At 70.8% G+C, this 10246-nt stretch carries 10 protein-coding genes; 5 read left to right on the forward strand and 5 right to left on the reverse strand.

The window, feature by feature from the left end:
* The coding region (locus AB8Z36_RS17350; protein WP_369214221.1) for a hypothetical protein at positions 1–3442 on the reverse strand (3442 nt) is incomplete at its 3' end.
* 88 nt (positions 3443–3530) lie between these two features.
* Here AB8Z36_RS17350 and AB8Z36_RS17355 point away from each other — a divergent pair.
* A complete protein-coding gene (locus tag AB8Z36_RS17355; RefSeq protein WP_369214222.1) occupies positions 3531–3947 on the forward strand; it encodes a hypothetical protein in 417 nt (138 codons plus the stop codon).
* A gap of 9 nt (positions 3948–3956) precedes the next feature.
* Positions 3957–4874, forward strand: a complete 918-nt coding sequence (locus tag AB8Z36_RS17360) for a hypothetical protein (protein ID WP_369214223.1) — start codon at positions 3957–3959, stop codon at positions 4872–4874.
* Between the two features lie 114 nt (positions 4875–4988).
* On the opposite strand, the gene fabV is transcribed toward AB8Z36_RS17360, so the two are convergent.
* The 3 genes from fabV to AB8Z36_RS17375 form a co-directional block, all read right to left on the reverse strand.
* Positions 4989–6239: an enoyl-[acyl-carrier-protein] reductase FabV gene (gene fabV, locus AB8Z36_RS17365; protein WP_369214224.1), complete on the reverse strand. Its 1251-nt coding sequence runs from the start codon at positions 6237–6239 to the stop codon at positions 4989–4991.
* A 175-nt stretch (positions 6240–6414) separates the two neighbouring features.
* Entirely contained in the window at positions 6415–6822 is a 408-nt protein-coding gene (locus tag AB8Z36_RS17370; protein WP_369214225.1) for an NmrA family NAD(P)-binding protein, read from the reverse strand.
* Positions 6822–7349, reverse strand: coding sequence for an NmrA family NAD(P)-binding protein (locus AB8Z36_RS17375; protein WP_369214226.1), 528 nt, complete (start codon positions 7347–7349; stop codon positions 6822–6824). The genes AB8Z36_RS17370 and AB8Z36_RS17375 overlap by 1 nt, the downstream gene beginning before the upstream one ends.
* 152 nt (positions 7350–7501) lie before the next feature.
* On the opposite strand from AB8Z36_RS17375, the gene AB8Z36_RS17380 reads away from it, so the two are divergent.
* From AB8Z36_RS17380 to AB8Z36_RS17390, 3 genes are all read left to right on the forward strand, one after another.
* Positions 7502–7828 carry a MerR family transcriptional regulator gene (locus AB8Z36_RS17380; RefSeq protein WP_369214227.1) on the forward strand — a complete coding sequence of 109 codons (327 nt, stop codon included), beginning with the start codon at positions 7502–7504 and terminating at the stop codon, positions 7826–7828.
* 148 nt (positions 7829–7976) lie between these two features.
* Complete coding sequence (locus AB8Z36_RS17385; RefSeq protein WP_369214228.1) at positions 7977–8477, forward strand: transposase; 501 nt, start codon at positions 7977–7979, stop codon at positions 8475–8477.
* Positions 8443–8826, forward strand: coding sequence for a hypothetical protein (locus tag AB8Z36_RS17390; protein ID WP_369214229.1), 384 nt, complete (start codon positions 8443–8445; stop codon positions 8824–8826). The genes AB8Z36_RS17385 and AB8Z36_RS17390 overlap by 35 nt, the downstream gene beginning before the upstream one ends.
* 33 nt (positions 8827–8859) lie before the next feature.
* Here the strand turns inward: AB8Z36_RS17390 and AB8Z36_RS17395 are convergent.
* The coding region (locus AB8Z36_RS17395) for an APC family permease (RefSeq protein WP_369214230.1) at positions 8860–10246 on the reverse strand (1387 nt) is incomplete at its 5' end.

Here is a 10246-nt window from a genome sequence, read left to right on the forward strand (position 1 = left end):
CTCCTCGCGTGGCTGGAGACGCGCCGCGACCTCCGGTGCGCCGCCGCGCGTGGCGCAGGGCACGGACGGTGGGGGTGTAGGACAGCACCACCCGGTCCATGACGGTGCGCACACCGGGATCGTCGGGTGCGTCGGTGTGGTGGCCCGCCGCGTGCAGGGGCAGAAGTCCCAGGAGCCCTCCGGGCGCCCACCAGACGCGGGGCGGCGGCTTCCCGGAGTCCGGGGGCCCTTCGAAGCCCAGGGCCACCAGGACGGGTTCCGCGATGGCGTGCCAGAGCCAGCGCAGGACTTGTGAGAGCTGTTCCTGGGCCGAGGTGCGGGCGCGTGCGGTGGTACCGGCGGAAGCGGCCCGAAGAGCGCCGTGGAAGTCGATGATCTGTCTGACCAGCGTTTCGTGCGAGGCGTCGGGGAGCGGGAGTGCCCACACACTGTCCGAGCTGACGAGCAGGGCATCCGTACGGTAGCCGCTGGTGTTGAAGACGACGATCGGGCCGTCACCGGCTTGGGCCATCAACTCCTCGACGGAGGGGGGTTGGGCGAAGGAGTCGAAGTCCTCCAGGGTGCGGATGTGGGTGAGCAACTCCGTGAACTCGGCCGCCAAGCGGTGCCGGTCGAACGCGTCCACGTGGAGCAGGGCCGCCTTCGCCTCACCACGGAGCTCGCCCTCGGCCCTCTCGGGCCCGGCCCCGGGCTCGGGCGCCCGGTCGAGCAGACGGCGCAGTTCGACGTATCGGGAGGCGAGGTCAGGATGGCAGGCCCGGAGATCCGTCAGATCACTACGGGTGTCGAGCGCCTGGCTCAGCAGTACCGCGCGGCCGGCTTCGAGCAGCCGCAGGGCCCGGGCCGCCCGGGTGGCCTGTGGAAGCGTGGTGTCGTCCAGGGTCAGCGCGGCCGCTTCGGGGGCCAGGCCCGTCAGGCTGCGCACGGCGCGTTGCTGATCCGGTCGCTCCAGTTCGCGAAGGGCGATCTCGGGCACGAGCTCGACGGCGGCTGCCAGCAGTCGCGCCGCCCGCGCCGGATCGGACGGCATGGTCAGGGACGCGGCGAGGCGAGCCGTTCGTACGCGCTCGGACGGCGGAGCCGCGGTGAGTTCGGTATGGCGGGTGAACGCCTCGGCCGCCGCGACCGAGTCGGCCCGCACTCCGGTCCGCCTGAAGCGGCGGAGCAGTACGTCCCCGAGGTTGGCGAGCGCGATGCCCAGGTCGGGGTGGTTGGGCGGGGCCAGGGCCGCTGACTCCCGGAGGACCCGTACGGCCTCGTCCTCGTCCTGCTCGGCGCCGGTGTGCTCCGCACGCAGGCCGACGGCGATCCCGAGGGTGGACAGCACCATCACTCGATCAGGAGCGTCGTCCCGTACGACGTCCAGGGCTCGTCGGTGTACGACGACCGCCTCGTCCAGGTCCGCCGCGTCGCCACTGAGCCGGAACCGCGTACTCAGCGTCATGCCAAGTCCCACCAGGAGTTTGGCGTACTGCTCGTCGTCGACCGGCAGGACCGCGAGCCCCGCGCGGAACCGCTCGATCGACTCGTCGAGGTCCGTCGCCTCGCCGAACCGCTCGAACCTGACCCGCAGGACCAGGCCGAGATTCGCCTCGAAGAGCGGGTGTTCGGGGTGGTCTCGCGGAGCCAGCACGACCACCTCCCGCAGTGTCCGGACAGCCGCGTCCAGATCCGCTCGCGCGCCGCTGTGCATGTACCGCACGTAGCGCAGGCCGCCGAGATTGCCTTGCCGTCCCGGGCGCGCGGCGTCGCTGACAACGGTGTTCTCGACGGCCTCGTGCAGGGCTTGGATCGCGCGGTTGAGGTCGGCCCGGGTTCCCGTCCACATGGCCAGGGCGCTCAGCGTTCTCGCCAGGTTGGACAGCCGTCGCGGCCGTTCGGGGTCGGTCGGAGCGGAGAGGCGGACCGCTTCCTCGTGCGCCGCTATGGCTTCCCGCAGGTCCTCCGGTCTGCCGGTGTGGTCGAAACGCAGATGCAGTGCGATGCCCAGGGCAGCCGTACGGTTGGCGCGTGCGGGAGTACCCACGGGTGCGGCGTCGGCCGTCCGGCGCAGCAGTCCGATCGCCTCGTCGAGGTCCGCCTGTCGTTTGCCCCGCTGGAAACGCGCGCGCAAGGCGTTGCCCAGGTTGAACAGCCGGTCGGGGGCCTGGACGTCATCGGCCGGGAGGACGGCGGTGGCTTCCCTCAGCAGCCTGATCGCCTCTTCCACGTCGGCCGGGTCCTTGGTGGCGACAGTGGAGCGCGTCTCCAGGGCGGCGCCCAGCATCGCCAGCCTGTTGAGCCGGGCGGGGTCCTGCGGAGAGGTGGCGTCCACAGCTTCCCGGAAGACGCTGATGGCCTCGTCGATGTCGTCCCTGTTCTCGCGGAAGTAGAAGCGGAGGGCCAGGGCGTCACCGAGTTCCTTGAGGAAGCCCGCGCGGGCCGCCTCACCGGCCGGAGTGTCCCGCACGGCGCCTCGGTGGAGGCGGATCGCCTCGTCCAGGTCCGCCCAGTCGCCCAGGGTCCGGAAACGGGCCTCAAGCCCCATGCCCAGCAGGGAGCGCCAGGCAGCCAGGCGGGGATGTCCGGCCGGGGCGCCGTCGGTCGTCTGCCGGAACGTCGCGATGCCTTCCTCCAAGTCGGCCCGTACAGCCGTGAGTTCCCACCGGGCCACCAGTGAGGTCCCCAGGTTGGCATGCCAGTCCCACCGCTGAGGATGGTCAGCGGGTGCGCAGGCGATCGTCTGCCGATACAGGGGGATGATCTCGTCGAGGTCGGCCCGCCCGGCGACGAGGGAGAAGCGGGCGTGCAGCGCGGCCAGCAGGTTGGAGCGAATGGCCGGTGTGTTCCGGTCGTCCGGCCCTGCTGTACTCAGTGCCTGCCGGTAGCAGTCGACGGCCTCGTCGAGATCCTCGGGCCCGCCGCCTTGGCCGTGCCGCATCTGGAGCGCCGCTCCGAGATTCGACAACGTCAGCGCCCGACGGCCGCGATCCGGGTCCGCGATCTCCGCGATGCGCCTCCACAGGGCGACCACGGTCGTGGTCAGGTGTGGCTCGGGGCGCCCCATGAGATCGTCGGTGACCTGCTGGGCCATCCGCACCGCTTCCTCGATGAGCGGGGAGCGCAGCGCTTCTGGCATTCGGTCGGCTTCCGTACCAGTGACCAGACAGAGGGCGAGCATGTCGATGGCCTGCCACTCGTCCTCCGCCTCGTGCGACAGCTCATGGCGTCGCCAATGCAGCCAGCCGAGCGCGAAACGGGATCCCACATCGGAGTCGTCCACGCGCAGGAGGCCGCGCAGCGCCTGTGCCTGTTCCGTGACGCGAGGCTCCAGGACGGCTTGGACGTCTCCGTCGGCGACCCGGCGCAGACAGTCCTCGATCGCCTCGCGCAACGCCTCACGGCTCTGCTCGTCCGCTGCCACCCGCGCCTCCCGTTCACCCTGTTCGGCCAGAAGCAGCATTGCCGGGACAAGGCCACCGCGCAGCGATATCGTCAAACTTCATATCTTCGGGAGGTTCGCTTCGGGAGGTTCGCGTCAGGAGGGTCTCTTGTCCGACACTGCTCGCGGGGACGCGGACCGACAGCGCCAGGAAGCCGCGCTGGCGTACGTATGCGGTCACCTCACCGAGATCCGCGAGACGCTGGGAGAGCAGGGTCAAGAGCCTTTGCGGCGGCTGGAGGCCGCGCTGGGGTCCGCGTCGGGGTCCGCGCTGGGGGCTGACACCGCCGAGGAGGACCTTCCCGCGATCCTCGACGCGTTGCACCGGGCCCTGCAACGCGCGGGCGACGCCCCGGGCGTCTACGGCTACCGCCACCCCTTCAGTGCCGCCGGACTGAGCAGCCTCCAGATCACCTACCGGTGCCCGATGCAGCGGTGTGCCGGATTCTCTCGCAGGGAGGTCACCGAGTTCCCGCCGCGGTGCGCGATCAGCGGACGGCAGCTGCCTCGGGAACGGCTGGTCTAGGTGGGCCAGTTGTGGAGCGAACTGGCCAAGAAGCTGGCCGAGCGCTGGCTGACGCTTCTCGTACTGCCCGGGGTCCTCTACCTCGCGGTCGCCGCCTCCGCCCGTGTGCTGCGCCACGACCACGCGCTCGACGTGTCCTATCTGAGCCGGCAGATCACCTCGTACGCCAAAGATCCGGCCATCGGCACGGCGGGCGGCCAAGTGGTACTGCTGCTGGCCGTGTTGCTCGGCGCCGCCGCTCTCGGTCTGGCGGCCCAGGCGTTCGGCACGGCCGTGGAACGCCTCGTGCTCGCCGCCGACTGGCACACCTGGCCCCACCCGTTCCGGTACCTGACCGGGCGCTGGGTGGCGTCCAGGCAGCGCCGTTGGGACAGGGCCGACACCCACTACCGCAGCCAGTACGCGGCCGCCCGGTCGCCCGACCCCAGTCGGCGCCCCTCCCCCATCGCCCTGAGCCTGGCCGAGCACCGGAGGGCGAAGGTCGCTGTCGGCCGTCCAGAGCGTCCCACCTGGACCGGTGACCGCGTCCACGCGGCCGCGATCCGCCTGGACCGCGATCACCACCTCGACCTGGCCACCGTCTGGCCGTACGTGTGGCTCACCCTCCCGGACACCGGCCGCGCGGACATCACCCAGGCGCGCACCGCTCTTTCCCGGGCCGCGACCCTGGCCGCCTGGGCCCTGCTCTACGCCCCGCTCGCCTGCTGGTGGTGGCCCGCGGCACCGCTGGCCGGGGCCATCGGGCTCATCGCCCGGCACCGCATCCGCACCACCACCTCCGGCTACGCCGACCTGCTTGAGGCCGCCACGCGGCTGCACGCCGTCGCCCTGTCCCAGACGCTGGGCATCGAGCACACGGGCCCGCTGTCGGATCGCCTGGGCGACACCCTCACCGTCCACCTGACACCCCGGGACACGGACGGGTGACAACCACCCACCGCGCGGCACCCGGCACCGTCAAGCGGAGGACCGGAACGTGCCCGCGCGGGCGCATATGGCGATCAGGCCCGTACGGCCAGCCTCACCAGGGGGTCCTCCCGGTCACCCACGGACCTGGACGGGCCAGGAGACGTCGGTTTCGACAGGGGCGGTGTAGTCGACGCCGGGGACCGAGAAGCCGTACAGGCGGCGGACCTCACCGCTGAACCAGTCGAGGTCGGCGAGGTCGGTGATGGTGTCGCTGGTGGCGTTGGTCCAGCGCTCGGCGACCGCGTCCTGTACGCCGGGGTCGAGTTCCCAGGTGTCGAGGCGGATGCGGCCCTCGTCGTCGACGTCCAGGGGACCGGAGCCTGTCAGCTGGTCCCACAGCTGCACCAGTTGGCCGATCGGAACCACCATGCCGTTGCCGAGCACCCCGCGCAGCAGCCCGATGTACAGGGCGATGCCGGGGATGGCGGTGGAGGACTGGGTGACCGCCGCGGCGTTGACGGAGGTCACGGCCCGGCCGCCCACGGTATTGCCGAGGCGCTCGTCCAAGGTGCGCGCGGTGGCTTCGAGGTGGGCCTTGGCCGCGCCGATGGTGCCGTTGCGGTAGATCGCCGCGGTGAGTGGCGAGCCGATGTAGGAGAGGGCGGCGGTGGTGAACCCGTCGGCGAGCAGGGAGCGGTCGGCGAGGAAGGTGATCCACCGTTCCCAGTCGCCGCCGCCCATCACCGCCACGGTCTGCTCGATGTCGTCGTTCTCGGCCGGAGCGGTGGTGACCTGCTTGACCTCCGGGGCGCCGTGCTCGTCGAAGACGAGGGTCTTGGTGGTGTGGGGCGAGCCGACCGGCTTGAGGGCCGAGGCGTAGGCGATACCGGTGTCCGGGTCGGTGCGGCGGGGCGCCGCCACCGAGTAGATCAGGTAGTCGAGCCGTCCTCCGAACCGCTCCTTCAGGACCTCGGCGACCTGCTCCTTCATCGCGTCGCTGAACGCGTCGCCGTTGAGGAAGACCATGTCCCGCCCGTGCTCCTGTGCGAGCCTCGCGGTGGCAGCGGTGCGATACCAGCCGGCCGTGCCGGTGCGCCGCGCCGGAGCCTTCTCGAAGCACACGCCGATGCCACGGATTCCGACACGGGCCAGGCCCGCGATGGTGGCGGCCAGGCCGTACCCGGCGGACGAGCCGATGACCAGGGCCACCGGCCCTTCGCCCCCGCTGTTTTTCCCGGCCCCACCGGCCTCGCCGGTCCCGCTGATCACCGCTGGGGCCGGGACAGCCGCCCACATCTCATCCACCAGTCGCTCGCAGCCGGCCGGATGCGAGTCGAGAAACAGAAAGCCCCGGCCCTTGGGCGCAATGACGCGTTCACTCACGATGTGGTACCCCAGTGTCGTCACGGACAAGAACGCGGCGACCCTTTCGACCACCCCTCCGGCCAGTCTGCGGCCGTACGAACGCCCGCGGTCGTCTTGCCCGGCACAACGATGACCAGCGGGGCTTGGAGGGTCCCCACTAGGGGCTTGGAGGGTCCCCACCAGGGTTCCGCCTTCAGCGCCTGCGGTTCGCAGGCGGTGAGGGGTGCGGCGCCCGGCGCAGCGCCTGTTCGAGGAGGTGCGCGCCTGGTCCCGCCAACCAGTGGTCGAAGCGCAGCAGGAACGGGAAGTCCCCGCGCAGCGCGTCGAGATCCGCGTGGCCCGTCAGCCTCCCGTTCTCGGCGAGGACGGCGAGCTTGCCGAGCACCTCGTCCTGCTCCAGCAGCGTCGTCGGCAGGCGGCTGTAGCCGATCGGCCGACCGGCGGCCCGTGACAACTGCTCGGCCAGTGCGTCGCCGGTGAGGGCGTCTCCGGCGATCTCGAAGGTGCGGCCGGCATAGCGGTCGGGTGCGCCGAAGACCCCGGTGACGATCCGGCCGATGTCGCGTACGGCGATCATCTGGTGGACCTGGCCGGGACTCATCAGGAAGGACAGGTGTCCTTGCTGATGAGTCCCATGCCGGGGGGCAGCAGGAGTTCCATGAAGGTGGCGGGCCGGATGATGGTGTGGGCGATGCCGAGGCTGCGGACGTGTCTCTCGATGGTGCTCTTGGTGTCGAGATGGGCGACGCCCGTCGGGGTCGGGCCCGCGGCGACCGTCGAGCTGTAGACGAGGTGGGCGACGCCGGACCGTTCGGCGGTGTCGGCCACTGTTGTGCCGAAGCGGACCTCGTCCTCGTTGGTCACGGTGGCACCGGCCTGGCCCGAGTTCGGCTGGACACTGAAGACACCGTGGGCGCCGGAGAAGGCCGCGTGGAGCGACCGCGGCTCACCCAGGTCCCCGCGAACGGTCTCGACGCCGGTCGCGGCGAGGGCGCGGGCCCGCGCAGCGGACGGATCGCATACCACCGCGCGCACCGTCCAGCCGTCGGCCCGCAGCGCCGCGGCGACCGCTCCGCCCTGCTGTCCTGTGGCGCCCAGCACCACGATGGTCTTGGTCGGGTTGCTCATGGGTGATCCTCACTGAAGTGCGGCAGTGTTTCTGGGGCTTGGGTCGCCGGGCACCGGGCACCGGGCGTGGGGCGTGGGGCGTGGGCAACGGTGGCCCGCTGTCGATTACGCTAAAACCTGACGTCCGTGTCAGGTGCAAGCCGGACGTCCCGATGAATCTGGAGGCCTGGGTGCGGATCGGCGAGGTCGCCACGGCGGCGGGCGTCAGCGTCAGGGCGTTGCGCTACTACGAGCAGCAGGGTCTGCTGCACTCCACCCGGACTTCCGGGGGTCAGCGCCGATACGCGGCCGGTGCCGTCGAGCGAGTCAAGCTGATCCAGCGGCTCTACTCGGAGAGCCTGCCCAGCAGGGCCGTTCGCGAGATCCTGCCGTTCGCCGACGCCGGTGAAGTCGCACCACAGCTGCTGCGGCTACTGGCGGCTGAAGGGGACCGCCTGACCGGCAGTTGGAAGAACTGCGGACCGCCCGCGACCGACTGAGCGCCTGCATCGCCGAGGCCCACGAACAAGGGCCGCAGCGCCCCCGGCCTTTGAGCTCGTAACGCGATCTTGTTGAGGTGCCCTGGTCGGGCATGACCGATGTGACGATTCGGCCGTTCGGGAGGGTGTGAGTGCTCGGCCGTACATCGTGAACCGCGACGGACGTGACACCCCGCTCAAGGTCATCACCACCGCGGCGAACGTCAACGACGTCACCCAGACCCTCGCCCGCATCGACGGCATCCCGCCCGTGGCCGGGCGCCCCGGCCGTCCGCGCCGCCGCCCCGTCTCGCTGCTCGGCGACAAGGTTTACGACTCCCATCCCCACCGGCGCGAACTGCGCAAGCGCCGGATCCTGCCGGTGATCTGGCCAACTCATGATCGTGCTACCAGCTCTTCGCGCTCTCAAGGTGTCGCAGCACAAGGGTTGGCTCGCTTGGCTTCGTACTGGAGTGACAGCGAGGCAGTGCTGCGCAGGAAGTTGACGTTTCACACCGGTCAGCGGCATGTACTGCCTCACTCGTTGGGCGCCGAACCGTTGATACGGCTTCGCATGTATCACTACCTTCGAAGGGCGCTACGGCCTACGAGCGTGCACAGCGCTACCGTACGACATGGCGTACGTGCCGGGCACCGTGGCCGACGGTGATGAGTCCGCGACCACGACCACCGAGGATGAGTTCGTGGGCGGCAGGTTCGCCGTCCAGCGCTTCGTCCTCGGCCTTCGCGTCCCCGGCTGCACGATGGTCGTGGCCGAACGGCGCGGGGGCGTCCGCCCGGTCTGGCTCTCCAGCCTGACCGACCGCTCATGGGCGTGCGTGATGTTCCGTGCGGGCGGCACAGCGCGCGTCTGTCGGGGCGGCGGGCGGCGGCTGTGGGACGACGCGCGCGCCGCGTACGACTGGTGGGTCGACAGCGGTCGGCCAGGCCGTGCGCGCTTCGGTCTCACCGTCACCCCAGAAGGTCAGTCGGTGCGGCTCGACGGTCCGGGCACCTGACAGCCCGTCGGGCGGGCGTCGTCCGCATCCGGTTCATCCCGTTCGCGAGGGCACGGGCTCGCTCTGATCGTGCGGCTCGATGCGCAGTTCGGGGGTGGGCCTGCGGAAGCCCTTGGTGATGACCGCGAGCCAGGCGATGCCGATGACGAGCCAGCCGAGGCCGAGGCGTACGGCCGTGCCGCCGAGCTGGGTGATCAGATAGACGTCGACGGCGGCACCGGCGGCGGGCAGGAGGAAGTAGCGCAGGGGCGAGTGCCGGGTCCCGGAGCGCCACTGCCGGACGGCGTAGGCGATCACGCAGATGTTGACCACCGTGAAGCCCAGGAACGCACCGAAGTTGATGAAGGACGTGGCGTCGGCGAGCGAGAGGTTCATCGCCAGCAGGCCGACACCGCCGATGATCAGCACATTGGTGACCGGGGTGAGGAGGGTGCGGTGCAGCCGCCCGAAGACCTGGCGCGGCAGGGCGCCGTCCCGGCCCATCACGAACATCAGGCGGCTGGTGCTGGCCTGGATGGCGACGCAGGAGGCGAAGCCGCCGAGCATGCCGACGATGTTGGCGACATCGGCGAAGGTCTGTCCGCCGACGAGGGTGGACACCAGGTACCCGGCGGAGTCCTCGTCGGGGAAGGAGCCGCCGGGGTGGGCCCACTGCATCAGGAAGGAGATCGCGATGAAGATCCCGCCGCCGGTCAGCACGGTGAGGATGATGCTCCGCGGGATGGTGCGCGCGGGGTCGCGCACCTCCTCGCTGAGGGTGCTCACCGCGTCGAAGCCGAGGAAGGCGTAGGCGGCCACGGCGGCAGCGGCGGTGACGGCGGAGATGCTGGTGGCGTCGGACCAGAAGGCGTGACCGGCCGCCGGAGCGCCGCCGTGCCCCAGGCCGTGCCGGAGGCAGAGCACCGCGAGCACGACGAGCATGGCCGTGACACCGACCAGCAGGACCCGGTTGACGCGGTCGGCGACCTTGAGGCCGATGACGTTGATCGCGGTGGCGAGGGCCACGTTGATCACCAGCCAGGCCCACTCGGGGACGGCCGGGAACTGGGCGTGCAGGTAGATGGCCTGGAGCAGCCAGGCGACCATCGGCAGGAAGAGGTAGTCGAGCAGCAGCGCCCACCCGGCCAGGAAGCCGATGCGGGAGTCCAGTTCTTTGCGGGCGTAGGTGTACACGGAGCCGGAGCTGGGATGGACCTTGGCCATCTTCGCGTAGCTCAGGCCGGTCAGCAGCATCGCGCCGGTGGCGATGACGTAGGCGGTGGGCGCGGCCCCTTTGCTGGTGGCCGCGATGACGCCGAAGATGGACGTCACCACCGCGGGGGCCATGTAGGCCACCCCGAAGGCGACCACGGAGAGCAGTCCGAGGTCACCGCGCATGCGGGCTGGTTGCTGGGTCATGGGCTTCTCGTTTCCCTCAGCG

This window comes from Streptomyces flavofungini, from assembly GCF_041028215.1.
In the GTDB taxonomy this organism is placed as follows: domain Bacteria; phylum Actinomycetota; class Actinomycetes; order Streptomycetales; family Streptomycetaceae; genus Streptomyces; species Streptomyces flavofungini_B.

Coding starts and splice junctions, on each gene's coding strand:
- AB8Z36_RS17375 (WP_369214226.1), bottom strand. CDS start 7,349: ATGAGCAACCCGACCAAGACCATCGTGGTGCTGGGCGCCACAGGACAG.
- AB8Z36_RS17380 (WP_369214227.1), top strand. CDS start 7,502: ATGAATCTGGAGGCCTGGGTGCGGATCGGCGAGGTCGCCACGGCGGCG.
- AB8Z36_RS17370 (WP_369214225.1), bottom strand. CDS start 6,822: ATGAGTCCCGGCCAGGTCCACCAGATGATCGCCGTACGCGACATCGGC.
- AB8Z36_RS17390 (WP_369214229.1), top strand. CDS start 8,443: ATGGCGTACGTGCCGGGCACCGTGGCCGACGGTGATGAGTCCGCGACC.